We start from the raw sequence: 22,669 nt of genomic DNA, 5'->3' as shown, positions 1-22,669 counted from the left end.
CTTCTGCATTTTTCTCAACAGCTGCCATTCCCATAATATTATAACCCGCATCAACGTAATGAACTTCACCACTTACACCGCTTGAGAGATCACTGAGCAAATACATCGCGGAGTTTCCGACCTCTTCGATCGTAACGTTTTTACGAAGTGGCGCATTGGCCTCATTCCAATTCAGAATTTGTTTGAAATCACCGATACCGCTGGCTGCAAGGGTACGGATAGGCCCTGCACTGATCGCATTTACCCGTTGTCCTTTTGATGCGCCAAGCTCTACCGCCATATAACGCACCGTTGATTCGAGCGCTGCTTTAGCAACTCCCATAACATTATAGTTCGGGATGTATTTCGGTCCGCCGAGGTAACTGAGGGTGATAATCGATGCACCCGGAGCTAAAACAGACTCAAGACGATTGGTCAAATCGATCAAAGAATAGACCGAAACATCCATTGCGATTTGAAATGCGCTTTTAGACGTTTTCATAAAACCTTCGGTAAGTGCTTCTTTCGGAGCAAATGCAACTGAGTGAACCAAAAAGTCAATTTGACCGAAATCCGCCGCCACTTTTGCCGCAATCGCTTCCATATCGTTCTCATCGGAAACATCAAGTTTGTAAACCGGGGAGTTATTAAAACTCGCTGCGATCGGTTCTACCCGTTTTTGCAACGCTTCATTGAGATAGGTGAACGCCATTTGCGCCCCTTGAGCGTGCAATGCCTGTGCGATCCCGTATGCGATTGATTTATCGTTGGCTAAACCTACGATCAGACCTTTTTTCCCTTGCATTAACATTAATTATTCTCCTCTTCTGTATTTAATTCCGCTGCTTGAGCAATCATTTCGCAAAAATCATTGGCACTGAGAGAGGCTGATCCGACAAGAACACCGTCCACATTCTCTAAAGCCATGATTTCACCCGCATTTTCCACTTTTACACTTCCGCCATAAAGCAATGGCGCATGCGTTTTCCCCCGAAGTACTCCGTGAAGCAGTTCAATATCACGATTGGATGGAGTCAGCCCCGTTCCGATTGCCCATACCGGCTCATACGCCAAAATCAAATCAGCGTAAGAGAGATCGATCCCTTCAAACTGTTTCTCAATATACGACAGCAGGGCAGCATCACCCTCTTCACGTACTTCGAGAGGTTCACCGACACAGTAGACGATTGCAAATCCCTGATCCGCGAAAAAACGGAATTTTGCCGCAATCTGTTCTTGTGTCTCACCGATAACGTGACGACGCTCAGAGTGACCGATGAGGATCGTCTTAATCCCGAATTCCTCCAGCTGCTCGAGTGCAATCTCTCCGGTATACGCACCATTTTGGACAGGGTAAGCGTTTTGAACACCAATCAAAACATTACGGGGGTCATGATCTAGCGCCGTAAAGGGAGGAAATACGATAATCGTATCACTGATATCGTTTGCACTTACAAATGACTCCACTACCGCCATATAAGCACGTGTCTCTTGACGTGTTTTGTTCGCTTTGAAATTAGCGCATAAAATCATGGTAACTCCTTTATCTTAGGCTTCTTGAGACATTATCCGTTCGCCCTGAGCCTGTCGAAGGGTAAGCGGTTTGTTCATGGTTCGACGAGCTCACCACGAACGGAATTTAGTCATATTTATTTCATTAAGGGTTTAACGCCCGGAAGAATTTTTCCTTCGAGTAGTTCCAACGATGCTCCGCCGCCCGTAGAGATAAACGTCATCTCCTCGTCCAATCCGATGCGTTGAACCAAATCAGCCGTGTCACCGCCGCCGACTACCGTCGTTGCATACGAATCCGCAACAAAATGGGCAATTTTATTGGATCCTCGCGAAAAGCGATCCATTTCATACACACCCATCGGTCCATTCCACAAAATTGTTTGAACATCCGCAAGTACTTGACGATAAAGCCGTACCGTTGCCGGTCCGATATCCAGTCCCATCCATCCGGCAGGGATCTCTTGGACACTGCATAAACGGCTCATCGCGTCAGGAGCAAATTTCTCAGCGGCAACAACGTCCACCGGAAGGTAAAATTTGACACCGAGACGTTTGGCTTCATTCATAATGTTGATCGCTTCATCCAACAAATCATCTTCAACCAATGAATTACCGACATCATACCCCAAGGCTTTGAGAAATGTAAACGCCATACCGCCACCGATAAGAACTTTATCCACTTTCGGTAAAAGGTTAATGAGTGCTTCGAGTTTTCCTGAAACCTTCGATCCTCCGACGATCGCCGCAAACGGTCTGACCGGACGCTCTAACAAAACACCGAAAAATTGAATCTCTTTTTGGAGTAAAAAACCCGCTGCTTTATGGGCATTATCAAAATGTTGTGTAATACCCTCAACCGAAGCATGGGCACGATGGCTCACACCAAATGCATCATTGATGTATACTTCAGCCATCGACGCCAAAGAAGCACTGAATTCAGGGTTGTTTTTCGTCTCCCCTTTTTCAAAACGAAGATTTTCCAGCAATAAAATCTCTCCCCCTTTCAAAAGCGCTGAGAGTTTCATCGCACTCTCTCCGACAACATCTTCCGCCATCTGTACGTCTATTTTTAATAACTGATGCAATCGTCGAGCTACCGGAGCAAGAGTATATTTATCATCACGTTCCCCTTTTGGACGACCAAAGTGAGAAGCCAAAATAATTGCACATTTTTGATCAAGACAATAATTGATCGTTGAAAGGGCTGAACGGATACGGCGATCATCGGTAATATTGCCATAATCATCCATTGGGACATTAAAATCACATCGGATAAATACTTTTTTACCGTAGATGTCACACTCTTTGATGTTCAATAATTCCATTATTTCCTCTTACTGTAAGATTAAATTTATTATATTTTATTGTTTATTAATAAACAATGCCATTTCGATAAGGCGGTTTGAATAGCCCCATTCGTTATCGTACCATGCCATGATTTTAATCAGATTTCCGTCAATAACTTGAATCAAGTCATCTGCCACTGTGGCACTGTAAGACGACCCGACAAAATCCTGCGAAACACGATAACGTTCATCCACTTCTAAAATCCCCTGCATCTTTCCATTTGCATACGACTTAAAAAGAGCGCTTAGTTCCTCTTTGGTAGTTGACTTACCTACCAGAACATTCAAATCGACCATCGAGACATCCGGAGTAGGGACACGAACACTTTGCCCATGAAGCTTCCCTTCCAGATTCGGGAGGACGATACTGATCGCTTTTGCCGCACCGGTGGTGGTAGGGATCATATTGAGTGCTGCCGCACGTGAACGGCGCATATCGCTCCCATGCGCCGAATCAATAATCGCTTGACCGTTCGTATACGCATGGATCGTCGTCATCAACCCTTTTTCGATCCCAAATGTCTCATCAATGATTTTGGCAATCGGCCCCAAACAATTCGTTGTGCACGAAGCGTTCGAGATAATATCTTGCCCCGCATACAAATGTTCATTAACCCCTAAGACGAATGTCGGAATTGCACTGTCTTGGGTTGGGGCGGAGAGAATCACTTTTTTAACCCCTTTTGCCAAATGATGCGACGTTGATGCTCCACTCAAAAATAGACCGCTGCACTCGAAAACAACATCCGCGCCCAGTGCACCGAAATCAAGATTTTCAGGATTCTTTTCACACAGAATACGAACCGTATTTTTTCCGATTTGAAGGTACCCATCCTCCACTTTTTTCACATCAATTTCAAACTGTCCGTGAACGGAATCATTTTGCAATAGATAGAGCACCATATCGATTGAAGCCATGTCGTTGATCGCGACAAGCTCCACATCATTACGTGCGGCGATTAGACGGGTAACACAGCGGCCGATGCGGCCAAATCCGTTTATAGCTATCTTCAGCGCCATCACCTTATCCTAAACACAAAATAGGGGGTTATTTTACCAAAAATCGGTTATAATTTCGATTAAAAGAAGTTGAGGCTCATGAAGCTTGCACTCTACGGCGGCAGTTTCGATCCGCCGCATGCCGGACATGTCGCTGTCGTTACCAAAGCGCTGGAAGTTTTGAGTGTCGATAAGGTTATTATTGTCCCTGCATGGCGCAATCCGTTCAAGCCCTCCGTTGTCGCTGATGGAGCATTCCGTTACGAGTGGTTGAAAGAAATTTTTGCCCCTTTGGAAAAGGTAGAAATCAGCGATTTTGAGATCACCCAAGAAAAAAGTGTGTATACCATCGAAACGGTAAAACATTATACGACTCAATGCGATGAGATTTACCTCATTATCGGAGCCGATAATCTCGAAAAACTGCCGACTTGGCACTCTTTTGATGAACTTAATACTATGGTGCACTGGGTCGTTGCAGCACGCTCCGACATCCCAATCCCGGAAAATATGATTCGGCTCACTATCAACGCACCGATCAGTTCAAGCGATTTTCGTGCCTCGGGAAGCCCTTTGGGGTTGGAGGCGAATATCGAACAAAAAATTACAACCTACTACAAGGAACATCTGTGAACCCACGAATTGAAAAGATCAGTGCTATTCTCGATCAAAATAAAGCCGAAGCAATCGAAGTATTCGACCTTCATGGTAGCGATTATTTCGCCGACTACGTTATTCTCGCATCATCATTAGGAGAGCGTCACACCATAGCGTTGCTCGATCACCTCAAAAAAGGGCTCAAACCCGAAGAGCAGTTTTTGTACGTTGATGAAAGCGGAGACTGGGTTGCAATTGATCTGGGTGACATCCTCATCCATATCCTCACTCCGCAATACCGCGTTAAATACGACCTGGAAAGCTTTTTGGGCGAAATTACTGCACGAAAAAATAAACAATAATATCGTCATTCCGTGCCACGACACGGAATCTATCCATCTCCTGTATCAAGTACAAGATGACGAAAAATAGAGTTATCAAAAAAAAGTGGGATCAATGATGCGAATGATTGGATTCTTAGGTGTTTGGTTTTAGGAGTTGAAGGGTTGATAATTACGGTGTTTGTAAGTGGTGCGCCCGAAGGAATTCGAATCCCTGACCGCCGGTACCGCAAACCGGTGCTCTATCCAGCTGAGCTACGGACGCATTTTAAAGAGAACGAAATTATAGCTAGATAAGCTTAAAAAGTAATTAATACACCATCAGCGAAGCTGATTGATTTTTAGAACAAATTCTACTTCCGCTTTTGAAAGGCGAAGTTCTTTGGCGATAGCATCGACTTCCAATCCTTGATTGTAGCGGCTAATCACTTTTTCATCATCTAACCCGCTGATCGACGTAGGAAGAGAGAGATTTCGGATTCGCTCTTCGAGGTAACGTAATCGGTTCTCCGTCTTCTCTTTATAAGCACTCAAACTCCCTTCGATATGAGCCAATGACTCCAGGATCGGAACCGAGATTTCATTCACCTCACGCCCAAGCTCAGCATGAAGAGAACTCTGACTCATAGGAGTACTCTCTTGAAGCGAGGCAATAATCTCCAGCTCTTGCTTAAGCCGTTTGTCCATCATAAAGAGTTCACGATGCAGATCATCGACCGCCTTGGCAATCGAACGAATTTGTGAAGCGACTTCCCCCTCTTTGCTGATGACATAATAAATAAGCCCCATGAGTAATATTGCCAACGCGACAAGAGCTATCTCGATGGTGTAATTCATTCATATCCTTTTAAATGGCGAATTATAGCTCGCTCACGTGCCATCATGTAACTTGCCCAGTCGCTGGTATCTTTTTGGTGCATCCGAACAATTTTCGCCAGAGTAGGAGAAAGAGCCTCAAAATAAAAACTGACTTCCCTCTTAGGATGGACCGGCATTTCGAGTCGCGCGTAATAATTTTGGCCGATTTCAAGCTGCGGCTCAAGCAGTTCAAAATGCTCATACCCGATTCTACTAATCTTGCCCTCATACGATAACACAGTCCTCTTCGGTGCACTCAGGAGCAATACCTGTTCTAAGTGATCTATTTTTCGATACAGTTCAACCAACAGCTGTATCACTACCGTATCATCCACCGATTCACCTTTACTTCTTGCGTTACGGAGCCATTGGCCTATTGCATCATTTTCTACTTCGCTCAGCTGTATATATTCACGATCAAATTCAACTTTGTTGCTGCTCTCAACACTAAATATGATCTCTAGCGGAGCTTCAATCAAACGTACATCACTCATAGATTTACCACCTTATCTAAAATAATCAATCCGATAAACACAAAGCCCAAATAGCCGTTCACCGTAAAAAAAGCCCGATCGATCTGAGTAAAATCTTTACGTACGAGGTAATGCTCATACGTAAGCATCAAGGCACTAAAAACAATAGCGGCAACAGCAAAGAATCCTAACTCTGCGGTACTGACAAAGAGCCCCCAGAACAGAACACTCAAAAGATGAAAGGTAACGGAAATTTTAAGGGTAGCACTGCTCCCATAACGTGATGGGATAGAGTGAAGGCCATTTGTTTTATCAAATTCCATATCCTGCAATGAATACAGCAAATCAAACCCTGCCACCCAAAAAACGACGCCAATACTCAAATAAACGGACCACAGAGGTACCGTTCCCAAAACCGCTATTGCCCCTGCCATCGGTGCAAGGCCCAATGATATCCCTAAGACGATATGAGCCATCGAACTAAAGCGTTTGAAATACGAATAACTAAACAGTACCAGAAGTACCGGCAGACTCACATAAAATGCTAAATCGTTGACAAAATAGGCTACCGCCATAAAGACTAAAGCGTTGACAGCGGTAAAAATAGCAATGGATGCCCCGTCCAGACGGCCATCCACACTGGGACGTCCTGCTGTGCGGGGATTATATTGATCGTAAACGCGATCGACATAGCGGTTAAATCCCATGGCTGCATTACGGGCACTGATCGCTGCCAATGCACCCAAAATGAGAAGTTTAAAGCCAAACCAGCCATCCGCCGCTACGATCATCGCAATAAAAATAAAAGGGAGCGAAAAGACACTGTGCTGAAACATCACCAGCTCATTAAAGTCTTGTAATCTTTTCACTAATCGTTTCACAATAACCCTTTTCAATCATAATGACTTTATTTTATCGTAAATTCTCTTTGTCATCATAAAATCCGTTCGTGCTGAGCTCGTCGAACCATAAAATTACCCTTCGACAAAACAAGGATACCGCACGCGAAGCGATGTTTCCTTGAGCTCAGGGCGAACGCTTTAACTAAAAGTTATATAATGTCATTTATGAAAACCTTAGCGATTATCGGTTCCACGGCATCAGGCAAGAGTGATTTGGCACTCTCTCTTGCACAGCAGTATAATGCCCTAATCCTCTCCATCGATTCTCTCAGTATCTATAAAGAGATCGATATCGCCTCGGCTAAACCTTCCAAATCTGAGCTCTCAATGGTAGAGCATTTCGGCATTGATCGGCTCAAACCGGATGAAACAGCCAGCGTCATCACTTTTATCGATGAATATCACTCCATACGAAATAAAGCGTTGAGGGAAAACCGAAACATCATCATTGTCGGCGGAAGCAGTTTTTACCTCAAAAGCATGATCGATGGTTTATCTAAAATTCCCGATTATTCTCCTGAGACTCTGCAAAAAACAAAAGCTATGCTCAGTGATCTGAGTGAATGTCATCGTCTATTGAGCGATATCGATCCTCTCACAATGGATAAAATCACTCCAAGTGATACCTATCGGATCGAAAAAATGCTCCTCATCTATCTCGAATCGGGGTTGGCTCCCTCAGAATGGTTTCACGCTCATCCGCCGCAGCCGATCATCACCGAGTGTCCCGTACTCAATTTGCAGGTTGATCGGGAGATACTGCGCAATCGAATTGCTCTGCGTACCGACAAAATGATTCATTCGGGACTGATTGATGAAGTTGCCGAGCTCGAACGTCTCTACGGAAGAATCCCCAACAGTATGAAATCGATCGGGATAGTTGAAACATTGGAGTATTTAGACGGAAAACTGACAAAAAATGAGCTTATCGATCAGATCAGCATCCATACAGGACAATTAGCGAAGCGGCAACAGACTTTTAATACTCATCAGTTTACTTTGAGTGCCAGCGGTTTATCCGAAGAACTCATGGGTATCGCCGAAATAATTTTAAAATAGTGACAGTGCGTCTTTGGCCAGTTTTCCCCATGCGGAGTTTTTATCGGCTTTGATACTCGCATTAAACGCCTCTCTGGATTGACGTTTATTCCCCAATTTTTGCTCAATTGCTCCGATCAAATACTGCTGACGTGAGCGTTTTTCATTCACCAGCTTACGCGGATTTAGTGTTCTCAATACTTTTAACGCATCGGTGTCTTTTCCGATATTTTGGTACGATTGAGCCAACGTAAATTCAATATAAGGGCTTTGCGTATAGGTTTTCGTCCGCTCTTGCAACGCCATCACCTTACGAGCATAGGTTTGCGTCATCGCTTCATCTTTGCGTTTCAGCCCTAAACTCACCATTTGGGTATAACGCTCGATATCTTTAAAATCATTCTGGTAGGCAGCTTCGATCAATTTGACATGACGTATCATCCCCTCGGCATCTCCGACACGCTGTGCCGCATCATACATCGTGCGATAGATATCATTAAGCGGAGGGTTTTTCTCAACACCCAAAAGGGTTATCAGTTCTTCGCCCCCTTTAATCGCTTCTTTATACTCCCCTAAACCAAACTGCGTTTTTACCATACGCGATAGCCACACTTGACGTTCAGCTACCGATGGGGCTTTTAGATGTCTTTGCGCTATTTTTTTAGCGGTAGCATATTGTGTCGTTTTCAGTGCACAGTTAAAAAGGGCCTCATCCCATTCCGGAAGAAGTTTTATTTTGTACATTTTCTGAAATTTCATCGCCTCAGCGCATTTGCCCTCTTTCAAAAACGATTTTTCCAATCCAATGGCACTTTTTGAAATCAACGTATTGGTCTGCGGATACTCGGTCGAATCCAAACGGTACAGCTCATCTTCTAAATCCAATACCTCTTGGTATTTTTTCTCTTTTAATAATAACTGCGCTTTTTTATACAATGCTTTTCGACCGACACTGTCATCTCCGTAACGTCCAATCAGATCATCGTATTTTTTGATCTCTTCAGTGGTGTTTTTCTCCCCATCTTCAAAAAACAATCCGTCTTTTGCCCGTCGTACCTCTTCAACGAATTCACCGTATTTATACGTTTCCAGATATTCATTAAACCGTTTCAGCGCTTCATTTTGTTTTCCCGCTTTAGCATACTGAAATCCAAGATTTTTCAACAATTGCGGATGCACGGACGATTTCGGATCGATCACACTTAAAAGTGCCTCGGTAATGCGTAAAGCTGTTTTAGGATCGTTTCGGTCATAAAATGTTTCTGCCATTAGCATCGCATCTTCAAGTACTTCTTTTAAATACTTGGAATTTGCAGAGGTGATTTTTTCAATGTAGTGTGCGGCTTGTTTGGTATTACCATTAGCCAGTTCAATCTGTGCGAGTCTAAATGCCGCTTTAGACGCTATACCGACATCACTGCTTGTTGCAAGTGAACGTTGATAATAAATCATCGCTTGTTTTGAACTACCGGAATTTTCCAGCTGTTCTGCTTTGTAAATCATCCCGAGTGACGCAAATGGGCTTTCTGATTGTTCATTAAACAAACGATCAAAAAAGTAATCGGCATCCGTACTCTGACCCACTTTTCCATAGGCGTTCCCCATATATGCCAATACCTCGGCAAGATTAGGGTCCGAAGAATAAAGTCTCAAAAACTGCTTACCGATTTCCAAGAGCTTTTCGGATTCATCTTCATAATGAAGCGCTCGAATTTGATAGAGCATCAATTCATTTTTAAAGACGGTTTTCGGATAATTTTTTAGAGTATATTCGGAGAGTTCAAGAACTTTATCGTAATCTTTAGCCTCATACGCCTTTTTCATATTCATATAATCGGTTACATCTTGCACTCGTGATATTTTGATCGGATTTCCCTTGAGATCCAATCCTCCAATATATGGGCGGTTATTTTTTTTAATTTTTACCGGAAAATTAATCCCATCGGCAGAAGGTGCCGAGATACTGAGCAAAGGGAGTTTTTTCGCATACCCGACTACACTCCAGTGGCTCGACTTTTTCACATCCGATTGATAGGTATCGGACTCTTTCGTGAGATTAAACACTACCGGCATTAATTTCATTTTAGACTTAGGAAGAATCGTTAGGATGTATCCTTGGGGTGATGTGGCTGCACTAACGCTAAACCTTTCATTGTCAATCGGAGGAAATTTTTGTTTAGGGGATTTGGGAAAACGGCAGTCAATACGCTTTGTCTCACCAAAATCATCTTGTGTGGCTTGACACGTAAAGGGGGAAGATTCGCGAAGATGGAGAACGCTGTATTTTTCCCCACTCTCTTTACCGCTCTGAAGGGTAAGTTCTAATGCCAAAAGGGGGAACCAAAGAGATAGAATGATCCAGTATCTCAATCTATCCCCCTTTTATCTTCCTTTTAATAGCCGCTATTATACACGAATAGCGTAATAACTTTCAACAAAGGATTCACGGCAAAGACTGCAAAAATAGTCCCGACAACTGCTATCCCGATAATGGTTTTGAGAGAGAGTGAAGCATTCATAAAATAGAACTTTTCATACCCTACCATCGGCTCTTTCATAAACATGAAAACAATCAATTTGAGGTAATAATACCCTGCGATTGCCGAGTTAAGCGCCATAATAAGAGCCAGAACGGTATATCCTGCGCTTACCGCTGAACCAATCATGTATATTTTACCCCAAAACAGACCAAACGGTGGAATACCGGCGAGAGAGAGCATAAACAACGCCATCATCACCGCACCCATCGGCATGGTTTTTACCATACCTGAGAATTTTTCGTACGGATGATCCGAACTTTGTCCCGGAAGGAGATTTTTCTGACGGTTTACCCATAGCATGGTAAACGCACCAAGATTGGTAAAGCTAAACAATGCCCAATACAAGAATAAACCCGTATTTGATTGTGTCGTACCGATCAAAATTGCCGCCATTACAAAACCGGCATGACTGATAGAGCTGTACGCCAACATACGTTTAACATCGCTCTGAACCAATGCCCAGATATTCGAAGCGGTCATCGTCACAACCACTCCGATGTAGAGAATCACTTGAAGCCATACGACACCGCTGTGTACCAAGAATTCGAACAAACGCATTGCGACGACGAATCCTGCGATTTTCGGAACGATAGACATATAACCGGCAAGTGCCGCTGATGAACCCTCATATACGTCCGGTGTCCACGTATGAAACGGCACCATTGAGAGTTTGAATCCAAATGCCGCGATCATAAATGCCATTGCGACAAGTACATATCCGATATTGCTGTAATGATCTTCTGCCAATACGGTAGCAATTTGGTTAATTTCAACCGAACCGCTGATGGCGTATAAAATCATCGAACCGAATGCAAAGAAACCGGCTGCCAGTGCGCCCATCGTAAAATACTTCACTGCCGCTTCAAACGATTTAGAACGGTTGTGTAAGGCGATCAAGGTATAAAGTGCCAACGATGCTGTCTCTAAACCGACAAAAATCAAAATAAGATTATCGGTAGCTACCATAAACTGGAAGCCCGCAATCATAAACAAGAAGAGGGCAAAATACTCAGGATAATCATACTCATGAAAACGTTTTGAGGTTAGTGCCAATGGGATAAATAGCATGGACCCGACAACAATAATAATTTGTGAAAGGATCGCAATCCCATCCATCAGCATGACGTCAAAGAACCCTAAAATCGTTCCGTTTTTAAGAAAAACACCGGCAAAATCGACCAATGCACCCAAATCAAGGAGTAAGAAAAGAAGGCTGATCATTACGTATAATGATTTGTTTAACCCCCCCTTTATCATATCGATCACTAAAATAGTCAGTGCACCAACGATTGCGACAACCATCGGAGCTAAGGTCGCTAAATTAAGCGACGCTAGTGAAACATTAATCGGCTCCAACATTAGTGCGCCTCCTGCAGTGAGATAGTATCATTCTTACCTGTTAAATCAGGAATACGTGCTTTTGCTTCAGGACTTTGTGCTTTATCGTGCATCAACTGAATGACGGACTCAACACTGTTATTGATCGGCTCTAATACCGGTTTTGGATAGATACCCAACCAAATTGCCACGATAACCAAAGGTATCAACCCAAGCATCTCGGTACGGTTAACGTCTTTCAAGTTACGATTTGCCTCATTGGTAACGGTTCCAAAGAACATTTTTTTGTACGCCGCAAGCATATAGATAGCTCCAACGATAATCGCGACACCGGCGGTGAGGGTTAACATATGAGACTGTTTGTAAAAACCGAGTAAACTCAAGAATTCCCCTACGAAGTTAATGGTCAAAGGCAAACCGACAGAAGCCATCATCATGATTCCGAAAATGGTTGCATAACGCGGCATAACGGTTGCAAGACCACCAAATTCTGACATCAATTTCGTATGGCGGCGATCGTAAATAACGCCGACCAGCAAGAACAGCGCCCCTGAAACAACACCGTGTGCCAGCATTAAAAATACCGAACCGCTGACCCCTTCAACATTGAGCGCAAACGTTCCGAGGATAATAACCCCCATGTGAGAAACCGAGCTGTAGGCAACCACTTGTTTAATGTCTTCTTGCGCATACGCTACCATCGCCGTATAGATAATCATAATGATCGCGATAATAGCAATCGGGAACATAAAGAATACGGATGCGTCCGGGAACAATGGCAATGAGAAACGTACAAATGCGTACGTACCCATTTTGAGCAAGATTGCTGCCAAAATAACCGAACCGATGGTTGGTGCTTGACCGTGGGCATACGGAAGCCAGGTGTGGAACGGAAACATCGGAACTTTGATCGCAAAGCCCAAAAAGAATGCGGCAAACAACCACAACTGGAAGTTCTCCGGCAAAATCAAACGGTACCACTCAAGGATTGAGAAACTCCATTGTCCTGTTGCTTGGTAATAGAAGTACGCCATAAAGAGCATACCGACGAGCATCACCAATGAACCGGTAAAAGTATAAAGAAAAAATTTGATCGACGCGTAAATACGCAACGGTCCGCCCCATGCTCCGATGATATAGAGCATCGGAACAAGAGAAAGTTCCCAAAATACATAAAACACGATCGCATCAAGAGCGGCAAATACACCCACCATTGTCATTTCAAGAAACAGCAAGGTGATAATCAAATCTTTTAAACGGCGTGTTTCGGTTAATGATGCAATACCGATCAACGTGAAAAATGTTGAAAGGATAATGATGAACAGTGAAATTCCATCGACACCTAAGAGGTAATTAATACCAAACTGCGGAATCAACGGCATTGACTCCATAAACTGCATCCCCGAGATCATCGGATCGTACGCATACCACAACCACAAAGAGAGGACAAATTCGATGAATGCAACGGCAATACCGTACGCACGCATGCTATCCTTTGTGACGACAAACCCGAGCATTGCAGCCAATGCAGGGAAGAAAATTAAAAGTGTTAAAATATGATCTATCATCATTACTCCTTAAGCGCCAACCGCGTTGTATCCGACGGTAAAGGCGAAGGCCAGTGTTATTAAAACAACTAAACCGACGACCATCCAACGAAGCATCGTGGAGAGATTTCCATTTTGAATATCGCGTGTATTTTCACCCGTTTTGTAGATGATATTTGCGATCCCATCAACCGTTGCATCAACGATTTTAAGATCGATTTGTTTCCACGCGATTTTAGAGAGTTCTGCATACGGTTTAGAAAACACCTCTTCATAAAACTTCGGAATGTAATACTGATTCCAGAGTAATTTGTAGCCAAAACTATTTTCCATTTTAGAGGTACCGTCCGGTACGCTGTTCCAATTGCTGTATTTTTTGTAAGCGAATGCAATTGCCGCGATTACAAACAGTTGTGTTCCGATCGTCATAATCCAATAGGTCATTTCACTGTGTACATGATATTGGGTATCGGGGAGAATGTTAATCACCAATTGATAATAGGTCATTTTAAATGAACCTGCAATGATTGCCAAAATAAGCAATGGTGACATTCCCACCAACATAAATTTGTACGCTTCATGCGGGTGGATACCGAAAAGCTTATAACGCTCTTCCCCATGGAAGATCAACGCTACAAGACGGAATGAGTAAAACGCTGTTAGTCCTGCAGTCAATAACAATACCGTATAGATAACATAATGGTGTTCAACAAATCCAACTTCCAAAATCAAATCTTTCGAGAAGAATCCGGCAAACGGATAGATACCGGCCAATGCGACGGAAGCGAGGGTCATCATAATAAATGTCCCTTTCATCACTTTGCGCAATCCACCCATCTTAAACGGATCGAGTTCATCGTGCATGGCGTGCATAACATTACCCGCACCGAGGAACAACAACGCTTTGAAAAAGGCATGTGCCATAAGGTGGAACAATGCAACCCAGTATGCGCCCAAACCTGCGGCTACGAACATGTATCCGAGCTGTGATAGGGTTGAATACGCGATGATACGTTTCATATCGCGGTTAACCAGTGCCATCGATGCCGCAAAAAGGGCAACAAAAGCCCCGAGGCTTGCAATGAAGATCCCGACATTCGGGATCAAATCATAAATCGGATTGGCACGAACAACGAGATAAACCCCTGCGGTAACCATGGTTGCCGCGTGAATCAGCGCAGAAACCGGAGTAGGACCTTCCATCGCATCGGCAAGCCATGTATGGAGTGGAAACTGCGCCGATTTACCCATCGCCCCGATAAAGAGGAAAATACCGATCCATGTTGTAACCACTAATGGAAGGTTTCCAATTTCAGCAAATACGACATCGTATTGGAGTGAGCCGGTATTCCAGTACAACAAGAAAATACCGATTAACATCCCAAGGTCAGCGATACGGTTCATAATAAACGCTTCATTCGCTGCCCACGTAGCCGACTCTTTGTGGTACCAAAAGCCGATGAGTCCCCATGAGCAAAGACCAACACCTTCCCATCCGATAAAGAGACCTGCAAAGTTATCACTCATAACCAGTACCATCATCGAGAAAACGAATGCTGAAAGCCATGAGAAGAAGCGGTTAAACCCTTTATCGTGATCCATATATCCAATAGAGTAGATATGAACAACGGTTGAAACGATGGTAACAACCATCATCATAACAACACTTACTTGATCGACCACAAATCCAAACGGGATATAAAGATCACCTGTCGCCATCCATGTCATCATTTCGGTATGAACAATATGTCCGCTCAAAACGTAAGAGAGCAAAATCGCACTACTCACAAAAGAGGTAAAGAGTAATCCCGATGCCACGATACCGACATGCTGCGATTTAGGTGATGCACTGAAAAGAGCCGCATAAAGCGACCCTACCAGTGGAGCAAAGAGTGCAATATATAAATAAAGTTCCATAGCCTATCCTCGCATTGAATTCATTTGATCTAGGTCGATCTTACCGGTACGTTTGTACCATACGATGAGCAGACCAAGCCCGATCGCTACTTCCGATGCCGCAATCGCGATAATGAAAAATGCAAACATTTGCCCGCTCAAATCACCGATATAGTGAGAAATCGCCGCAAATGCGATGTTGGTTGCATTAAGTAAAATCTCGGTTGCAAAAAAGAGCATCAAAAGATTTTTACGGCGCATGACCCCGATCAAACCGATTGCAAACAAAATAGTGGATAAAACAAGATAATGGGTGAGTGTAACTTCCATTAGTGGTGTCCCCCTGCTTGTATTTCTTCAAAACCATCGTCAATTGAACCGATATCTTCTTCTTTCATCAACGTTAATGATTTATCCATTTTTTTACCGGCCAAAACAATCCCGCCGATCATTGAAACCAACAACATAACCGCTGCAAGTTCAAACGGAACAAGATATTTCGTAAAGAGAATCATACCGACGGCTTGAGAATTACCGACACCTTCTTGGATCGGGTAAAGGGCTTGAATATTATTGGAAACGATCGGTGCTACGAAAATCGCTACCACCATGACTGCCGCTAACGTACCCAAAACAAATACGATTTGCGGATTAGTCCGTTTTTCAACCACATTACGAGTAGTGTCAAAAAACATCATACCAAATGCATACAACGCCATAACCGCTCCGGTATAAACAATAATTTGGATCGCACCCAAAAAGTCGGCACCCAAAATAAAGAAAAATGCCGAGATGAAAATCATCCCCGCCGCCATTGCGGTAATCGCATAAAGCGCTTGGCTCGTCATAACCGTGATGGTAAACATCACGATCGTGAGGGCCGCAAACAGATAAAAAGCGATTGCTTCAAACATACATTGACTCCTTAATACGCCAACGGGGTCTTTTTGACCGACGCGTCGCTTCCTGGGATGATGGCTCCGAAGCCTGGGTATTCTGCTTGTTCACCTGCTTTTAGCAAATCAAGCGGGGTTAACATATCGTCTTTGATAACGAAATGGGCGCGTTGTTCAGAGGCATTCTCATAACGCCCGCCATGAACGATAGCCAGCTCAGGACACACTTCAGCGCAATAACCGCAGAAAATACAACGACCGAGGTTGATGCTGTATTCGGTTACCTCTTTACGGCTGTTCTCATCGATACGGGTGTCCATACGGATACAATCGGAGATACAGATTTTTTCACACAATCCGCATCCGATACAACGCTCATATCCAGATTCCCACAAACGTAACAGTTTATGAACCGCACGGTAACGCGGTCCGATAGGGAGCTTTTCAAGTGGATATTGGAGCGTATGGATGTCAAATTTGATCATCTCGCGCAGTACTACCCAAAGACCTACGAAAAGCTCTCCGTTAAACGTACGTTTGACTACTTGTTTAAATTTATCCCATCCTGAAGTCGGATAGGTTTCGATATCAACATAATAATAAGCCGATGACTCGCTCACATTACGATTCGTAAATGGTTCTTCATGATGCATAACCCAACCTCCTTAGAACATCATCACGATACCGGTGACAACAATGTTGAGCACCGCGATCGGCATTAATACTTTCCAACACAACCACATCAATTGGTCAGGTCGAACATCCGGCCATGCAGCACGGGTCCAAAGGAAAAAGAAAAAGAAAAACGCTACTTTCATCAAGAGCTGAATTGCCCCTGCGATAGTCCCATCACCAAAACCGCCCAAGAAGATGATTGCAATTACAAACGAGATAAAGAACATATTCGCATATTCACCGATGAAGAAAAGACCCCAACGCATACCCGAATACTCCGTACCGAAACCGTCGATAATTTCATGGTCGTTTGCAACAAGGTGAAACGGAGTACGTCCTGTCTCAGCAAATGCGGCAATCCAAAAAAGGATAAACGCGACCGGCTGCGACCATACGATCCAGTGGGTGATCCCTCCTGCTTGATAGTTATTGATGTCGATTAATGACAATGAACCCACCATCATCAACGGTGCCAATAACGATAATCCCGAAATAACCTCATACGAAATGAAGATCGCGGCACTACGTGCTGCAGAGATCAATGACCATTTGTTCGCTGATGCCATCCCCCCAAGGAGCGGTCCGTACAATCCGATGGCCATAACCCCTAAAACGTAAAGAATACCGACATTGATATCGGCAACGATCGGATGCACTGTGTATCCAAATACCGTAAACTGCGGCCAAAACGGAATTGCCGCAGAAGCCATAAATGCCGTTGCCGCCGTAATAACCGGAGCGATTTTAAAAATCGGCTTAACGACATTTTGAGGGATAATATCCTCTTTGGTAAAGAGTTTGATCCCATCCGCTGCAACTTGAAGCAATCCGAACGGTCCGACGTGCATCGGTCCAAGTCGGCGTTGCATGAACGCCAGCACTTTACGCTCAAAATAGGTCCCAAGACCTGCGAGCGCTGAGAAGATCAACAAGATTACGACGATTTTAACAATCGTTTCGATGATAAATGCTACATCCATGCTTTACACCTTTTGAATTGATACGCACGTAAAACGGTAACCGTCAAACAGTGCCTCAGAATTGATAGCGGCATCAAATGTCGGAAGATAAGCGATATCTCCCTCGATTTTACCGTCTTTAATGATGCTAACGCTTAATTCACCGCGCGCGGTTTTAACGCTCACCGAGTCCCCTTCATTCCAGCCATTGGCTTCCATTGCCGAAGCGGATACATATAAACCTCCGCTTGCTTGAAGTTGATGCGATACTGCCGTGAACGGTGAAAATTGAAGTACCGGATTCGCCAAATAGACCACTTTATCGGTGATCGCTGCATTCGAATCAAATCCTTTAACACTTTCATCACCGCTTGTCGCACTATTTTGAACATCAAGGCAATAACCTCGAACCTCTTCACCGCTATTGGTATAGTGATTCGGAAGGGTATCGAAATCGATTCCTTTAAAACCAGCAGTAACCGGAAGCTGAGCCGTGTAATCGACCGTCAATTTTGCACTAACGCCTAAAGAAGAGGCAATATCATTAAGAACGTATCCACCGTATCCGAGAGCCGCATTGGTTGGATTGACCCGTTTGTCGATGCCGGTCAATGTCCCCTCTTGCTGATTCAGTGATGGCATATCCAAATCACCGTTACCTAATGCACTCAAGATAAAATCACCCGCTGTGTTATAACCGATAGTAAAACTACCGCGTGTACTGTCAAGATCACAAATCAGCGCTGCCCCGAGGGTATTGGAGAGATTCGGGATCATCGTTACACTGAAAGCTGTGTATTTTTCAATCAACGCAACAAGACGAGCACAATTATCACTGTGTGGATGGGTATAAAGGTCAGGTCCTACCATCAGGCTGAACGTCTCTTTTTTTGCCAAATATTTGGTCAAAGTATCACTAAATCCTGCCGGGGCATTCAAAAGAGCAAAGAGGGCATTCTCATCCACTTCCACCTCTTTCGAGACTTTTTTCTTGATCGTTTTGGTGACCTCTTCGCTCACCTCTTCTTCGATTCCACTCTCTTCGTTAAGCACTTTTTTCACAACGGTTTCGGTCACTTTTTCATCGACTGTCTCTTCCACTGTAATAGTTTTCGTCGAATGGAAACTTGCCAAATACTTCGTAATGGCTGCGGGTAATGAGTCTTTATCTCCGAAAAGATCGAGCATCAAATACAGTGCCGCCTCTTCCATCATCGGTGCGTGGTTGAACTGCGTGACGTTTTTGGACATATCGGCGATAACAGGATCGTTGATCGGGTGGAAATACAATCCCGCCCCTTTGTTCATCGACAATGCGTTGTTCATCGCGAAACGGGCATTCGGATTATCGGTTTTGAGCGCACTTCCGATCGAAACGACAAAATCGGATTCATGAACTTGTTTTAAATCTCCGCCGTAAAGCGATTTACCGCTCACACCGCTGTAGCTAGTCAAAAAGTTTTTGAGCGCTAACGCTTCGTTATTCACCAAGCGATAGCCGTACTTCTCGCTCAAACGTTGAAGGATCATCGCCTCTTCGTTCGTGATCGTCGACGTAAAGGCAATGGTGTCCGCTTTTTTGAATGCTTCGATTGCGGCATCAAAGGCTGGTTTATTTTTCACAACATCACGATTTTCAAAATCGTACCCGTAGCGTCCCGCACCGCAGAGAGAGACATAGTTCCACTCATTTTTGACACGGTAAATTTTAGCCTCCGGGTTTTCGATAGAGGTGTGTTTAATATCATAGCTGAGCTGACATCCCGCCGAACAGTGTGCACACGTCGCCGGAATCTGCTTATGTTCCCATGCGTTTGAGGTATACTGATAATCACTGCTCACAAGTGCACCGACCGGACATACCGATGAACACTCACCGCAATCGGTACAATCAAGGGTGTCACCGCCGTTTGGAGCGATCAACGATTTGTTGAGTTTGTTCCACATCGCATACGCGTCTTTCGGCATCGATTCTTTGAATTCAGCCTCAATCGCATCACTTCCGCGAGCTACCGTGGAGAGTGCCGCATCCCCGATCATGTCTTTACAAACGGTAATACAACGCTCACACATAATACACAATGCCGGGTCATAGTGAATCAATCCCCAATTCTGTGCCGGCTTATGGGTATCTTTGATCGAATACGTTTGTGAATCGACACCCACTTCCAATGTATAATTTTGAAGCTCGCACTCACCCGATTGGTCACACACGCCGCACTCTAACGGATGATTCACATCGTAAACTTCCATAATGGCTCTGCGCTCTGCCAAAATATTCGGAGTGGTAGTGGTAATCTCCATCCCGCTCTTAGCTTTTGCATTGCACGCATAAACTTGTTTGCCGTCGGCTTCAACCAAACAGATACGGCACGCCAATGTCGGCGAACATCGTGTAAGATAACAAATAGCCGGAATAAAGATCCCATTAGCACGTGCCGCATTGAGGATGTATTCACCCTCTTGCGTTTGGACCGCTCTACCGTCTATGGTTATCGTGATTTCATTCATGATCCACTCCCCATCTTCATAATTTTCACCTTTTCAAAACGATATTGTTCATTCAATGCACCAAATGCCGTATCATACGCCGGAACCAAAGCAATGGTCCCTTTGAGAAGCGAATCAAGTTTAAAGATGCGCTCTTGTGTCTCACCGGCAAATTCAATGCGAATTTTATCACCATCACCGATTTTTGCAGCAGCGGCAAACTGTGCTGAACCGCGCAATGCTGCCTCTTTTTCGAGCTGTGATGTACGGGCCGTGTAAGCGTTAAACTGGTTTACCGGATTACAGCGATAGACAACCGTGCCGTTAAATTCCGGCAAATCCTCAATCTCTTCCAAAGTACCGTCAGCTTCAACATCACAGGTTTCAAGCATATAGCCGCGATAATCTTCACCCAACGCGCCGAAAAAGTTTCCTAAATCATCGAATGATTTTTCGGCAAATCCCTTTGAAGCAGGGAGTTTAGCCGTATAATCAATGGTATTTTCTGCACGTAATCCAAGAGCATTCGCTAAATCATTCAGGGTATATCCCCCAAACGCTACCGCAACATTGGTTGGCAATACTTGATGATTGATACTGACAAATGTCCCCTCTTGGCTGTTGAGAGACGGCAGTGTAAGATTAACATCTCCAAGAGAACCCATCGTGTATGAACCCGAAGCATTGTAACCGACAACACTCTCACCGCCGTTATCAACATCCAGATCACAGATCAAAGAAACTCCGATTGTATTAACACTTGAAGCAACAACCACAACCGAGAACTCAGTATAAGTCTCAATCATCGCGCACAAGCGGGCGATGTTCTCTGCGCGCTTATGATTCAGGACATCGCTTCCGATTACGAGTGTTTTTCGTTTCGCTCTGGCAAATGATTTTGCGATGCGCGCATACTCTTCATCGCCTACATTGCTTTCGGCGCACAAATACCCCTCATCCAATCCATCAAAGAAGTTGCGGGTTTCATCACTCACATCAGCACTCTCAAGAAGGGTTTTTGCGAGCATTGCCACAACTCCCTCTTCCGTTCCCACTTCGTATTTCACAAACTGAGTTACAACATTTTGAAGCAATTCATCTTCGATCGGGTGCATATAAACAACTTTTGCCCCTTTATGACGAGCTGCCGTTGTCATAGCATAACGAACAGAGGGATTGTCAGTCGTAATGCGTCCGCCAAGTACAATGATCCCATCACTTTGAGCAATTGCATCGAGGCTTCCACCAAACGCTGTTTTGCCGCTGATCGAACTGTAAGCCGCCATAAAATTCTGATATGCACGTGCTTCTTCGTTGTAGAGTTTTAGCCCCATTTTTTCTTTGAGTTGCTGAAGAATCAGGGCCTCTTCGTTGGTAATCAGTGAATTAAAACGAATCGCACTGCCATTTGATAATGCACCGATTGCTTTAGCAAATTCGGATTCGTCTTTAGTTGCTTGAACCGCAAAGTCAAATCCAAATCGCCCTGCTCCGCAGAGAGTCGTGTGTTCAAAATCGTTTGTTACACGATAAATCTTCGGCGCAGCACCAATCGAATTTGACGTGTGACGCACTTCATACATCAATGAACATCCTGCCGAGCAATGAGCACATGTAGCGGGAATTTGTGTAAGTTCCCAAGCATTTGCACTGTATTGAAAATCACGACTCACCAGTGCACCAACCGGACATACCGCAATACACTCACCGCAGAACGTACAATCGAGTTGTTCAGAATTTTTTGGGATTACCGCCGATTTGTATCCGCCAAATTGGAGTTCAATCGCATCGTCTCCGATAATCTCATTACAAACATGAACACATTTTTCGCACAAGATACAAAGGGAAGGATCATAATTGATCAATCCCCAATGCTCGATCTTGCGGTGCTGATCTTTGGCGCTGAAATGTTGTGCAGAAACCCCAAATTCCAACGTTTTATTTTGGAGATCACATGCACCTGATTTGTCGCACACACCGCACTCTAACGGATGGTTGACATCATACAGACGCATGATATTGGTCCGTTCCTGCTTCAAACGATCCGAATCGACCGTAACGGCGAGCCCTTCGGTAGGAGGGGTTTGACAGCTAAGAATCAATCCATCCGTTTTGTCCGTTTCAACCACACACAAACGACATGATGCGCACGGAGTCGTTTTTTCCAAGTAACACATCGTCGGGATATAAAATCCCGCTTTACGTGCCGCTTGGAGGATACTCTCCCCTTTTTGCGCCGTAACGGGTTGATTGTTAATCGTAAAGTTAATCATCCATCCC

General features: G+C 44.2%; 20 protein-coding genes and 1 tRNA gene. 3 read left to right on the top strand and 18 right to left on the bottom strand.

All coding sequences use genetic code 11. The features are described 5' to 3' along the window. The 4 genes from fabI to gap form a co-directional block, all read right to left on the bottom strand. The coding region (fabI, locus tag A3G19_RS06100; RefSeq protein WP_294871208.1) for an enoyl-ACP reductase FabI at nt 1–790 on the bottom strand (790 nt) is incomplete at its 3' end. Then, complete coding sequence (locus tag A3G19_RS06095; protein ID WP_294871206.1) at nt 790–1,512, bottom strand: triose-phosphate isomerase; 723 nt, start codon at nt 1,510–1,512, stop codon at nt 790–792. The genes A3G19_RS06095 and fabI, both read right to left, overlap by 1 nt. A 116-nt stretch (nt 1,513–1,628) precedes the next feature. Next, nucleotides 1,629–2,819 carry a phosphoglycerate kinase gene (locus tag A3G19_RS06090; RefSeq protein WP_015652691.1) on the bottom strand — a complete coding sequence of 397 codons (1,191 nt, stop codon included), beginning with the start codon at nt 2,817–2,819 and terminating at the stop codon, nt 1,629–1,631. Nucleotides 2,820–2,855: 36 nt separating this feature from the next. After that, nucleotides 2,856–3,860, bottom strand: coding sequence for a type I glyceraldehyde-3-phosphate dehydrogenase (gene gap, locus A3G19_RS06085; protein WP_015652690.1), 1,005 nt, complete (start codon nt 3,858–3,860; stop codon nt 2,856–2,858). A gap of 78 nt (nt 3,861–3,938) precedes the next feature. On the opposite strand from gap, the gene nadD reads away from it, so the two are divergent. Beyond that, the gene (gene nadD / locus A3G19_RS06080; RefSeq protein ID WP_294871205.1) at nt 3,939–4,472 is read left to right on the top strand and encodes a nicotinate (nicotinamide) nucleotide adenylyltransferase; all 534 of its coding nucleotides are present in this window, start codon (nt 3,939–3,941) and stop codon (nt 4,470–4,472) included. Continuing rightward, nucleotides 4,469–4,798 (top strand): ribosome silencing factor, encoded by a 330-nt coding sequence (gene rsfS / locus A3G19_RS06075; RefSeq protein WP_015652688.1) that lies wholly within the window; start codon nt 4,469–4,471, stop codon nt 4,796–4,798. The genes nadD and rsfS overlap by 4 nt, the downstream gene beginning before the upstream one ends. Before the next feature lie 167 nt (nt 4,799–4,965). On the opposite strand, the gene A3G19_RS06070 is transcribed toward rsfS, so the two are convergent. The 4 genes from A3G19_RS06070 to mqnP all read right to left on the bottom strand — a co-directional run bounded on the left by A3G19_RS06070 (nt 4,966) and on the right by mqnP (nt 6,989). Beyond that, a tRNA-Arg gene (locus tag A3G19_RS06070) sits at nt 4,966–5,042 on the bottom strand. 56 nt (nt 5,043–5,098) lie between these two features. Beyond that, nucleotides 5,099–5,614 carry a hypothetical protein gene (locus A3G19_RS06065; RefSeq protein WP_015652687.1) on the bottom strand — a complete coding sequence of 172 codons (516 nt, stop codon included), beginning with the start codon at nt 5,612–5,614 and terminating at the stop codon, nt 5,099–5,101. Continuing rightward, the gene (locus tag A3G19_RS06060; protein ID WP_015652686.1) at nt 5,611–6,129 is read right to left on the bottom strand and encodes a hypothetical protein; all 519 of its coding nucleotides are present in this window, start codon (nt 6,127–6,129) and stop codon (nt 5,611–5,613) included. The genes A3G19_RS06065 and A3G19_RS06060 overlap by 4 nt, the downstream gene beginning before the upstream one ends. Beyond that, complete coding sequence (gene mqnP / locus A3G19_RS06055; RefSeq protein WP_041192366.1) at nt 6,126–6,989, bottom strand: menaquinone biosynthesis prenyltransferase MqnP; 864 nt, start codon at nt 6,987–6,989, stop codon at nt 6,126–6,128. The genes A3G19_RS06060 and mqnP overlap by 4 nt, the downstream gene beginning before the upstream one ends. 186 nt (nt 6,990–7,175) lie before the next feature. Here mqnP and miaA point away from each other — a divergent pair, with 186 nt between their 5' ends. Then, nucleotides 7,176–8,069 carry a tRNA (adenosine(37)-N6)-dimethylallyltransferase MiaA gene (gene miaA / locus A3G19_RS06050; RefSeq protein ID WP_041192488.1) on the top strand — a complete coding sequence of 298 codons (894 nt, stop codon included), beginning with the start codon at nt 7,176–7,178 and terminating at the stop codon, nt 8,067–8,069. Here miaA and A3G19_RS06045 read toward each other — a convergent pair. Genes A3G19_RS06045 through A3G19_RS06000 form a run of 10 tightly spaced genes read right to left on the bottom strand, consistent with a single transcriptional unit; the run spans nt 8,061 to nt 22,662 of the window. Then, nucleotides 8,061–10,418: a flagellar protein gene (locus A3G19_RS06045; protein ID WP_294871203.1), complete on the bottom strand. Its 2,358-nt coding sequence runs from the start codon at nt 10,416–10,418 to the stop codon at nt 8,061–8,063. The two genes, miaA and A3G19_RS06045, sit on opposite strands and share 9 nt — an antisense overlap. A gap of 23 nt (nt 10,419–10,441) precedes the next feature. Next, nucleotides 10,442–11,947, bottom strand: coding sequence for an NADH-quinone oxidoreductase subunit NuoN (nuoN, locus tag A3G19_RS06040; RefSeq protein WP_015652682.1), 1,506 nt, complete (start codon nt 11,945–11,947; stop codon nt 10,442–10,444). Further along, nucleotides 11,947–13,494 carry an NADH-quinone oxidoreductase subunit M gene (locus A3G19_RS06035; RefSeq protein ID WP_015652681.1) on the bottom strand — a complete coding sequence of 516 codons (1,548 nt, stop codon included), beginning with the start codon at nt 13,492–13,494 and terminating at the stop codon, nt 11,947–11,949. The genes nuoN and A3G19_RS06035 overlap by 1 nt, the downstream gene beginning before the upstream one ends. A gap of 9 nt (nt 13,495–13,503) precedes the next feature. Continuing rightward, a complete protein-coding gene (gene nuoL, locus A3G19_RS06030) occupies nt 13,504–15,390 on the bottom strand; it encodes an NADH-quinone oxidoreductase subunit L (protein ID WP_015652680.1) in 1,887 nt (628 codons plus the stop codon). A gap of 3 nt (nt 15,391–15,393) precedes the next feature. Continuing rightward, nucleotides 15,394–15,699 carry an NADH-quinone oxidoreductase subunit NuoK gene (gene nuoK, locus A3G19_RS06025; RefSeq protein ID WP_015652679.1) on the bottom strand — a complete coding sequence of 102 codons (306 nt, stop codon included), beginning with the start codon at nt 15,697–15,699 and terminating at the stop codon, nt 15,394–15,396. Further along, a complete protein-coding gene (locus A3G19_RS06020) occupies nt 15,699–16,283 on the bottom strand; it encodes an NADH-quinone oxidoreductase subunit J (RefSeq protein ID WP_015652678.1) in 585 nt (194 codons plus the stop codon). Before A3G19_RS06020 ends, nuoK begins: the two co-directional genes overlap by 1 nt. A gap of 11 nt (nt 16,284–16,294) precedes the next feature. Continuing rightward, on the bottom strand, nt 16,295–16,918 hold the full coding sequence (gene nuoI, locus A3G19_RS06015) for an NADH-quinone oxidoreductase subunit NuoI (protein WP_015652677.1): 624 nt from the start codon (nt 16,916–16,918) through the stop codon (nt 16,295–16,297). Between the two features lie 12 nt (nt 16,919–16,930). Beyond that, entirely contained in the window at nt 16,931–17,920 is a 990-nt protein-coding gene (gene nuoH, locus A3G19_RS06010) for an NADH-quinone oxidoreductase subunit NuoH (RefSeq protein WP_015652676.1), read from the bottom strand. A gap of 3 nt (nt 17,921–17,923) precedes the next feature. Next, on the bottom strand, nt 17,924–20,410 hold the full coding sequence (locus A3G19_RS06005) for an NADH-quinone oxidoreductase subunit G (RefSeq protein ID WP_015652675.1): 2,487 nt from the start codon (nt 20,408–20,410) through the stop codon (nt 17,924–17,926). After that, entirely contained in the window at nt 20,407–22,662 is a 2,256-nt protein-coding gene (locus A3G19_RS06000; RefSeq protein WP_015652674.1) for a 2Fe-2S iron-sulfur cluster-binding protein, read from the bottom strand. The genes A3G19_RS06005 and A3G19_RS06000 overlap by 4 nt, the downstream gene beginning before the upstream one ends. Nucleotides 22,663–22,669 lie beyond the last annotated feature (7 nt).

Source organism: Sulfuricurvum sp. RIFCSPLOWO2_12_FULL_43_24 (genome assembly GCF_001829605.1).
In the GTDB taxonomy this organism is placed as follows: Bacteria; Campylobacterota; Campylobacteria; order Campylobacterales; family Sulfurimonadaceae; genus Sulfuricurvum.
Note: the sequence above shows the minus strand (reverse complement) of the source record. Positions and strands in the feature narration are given on the sequence as shown.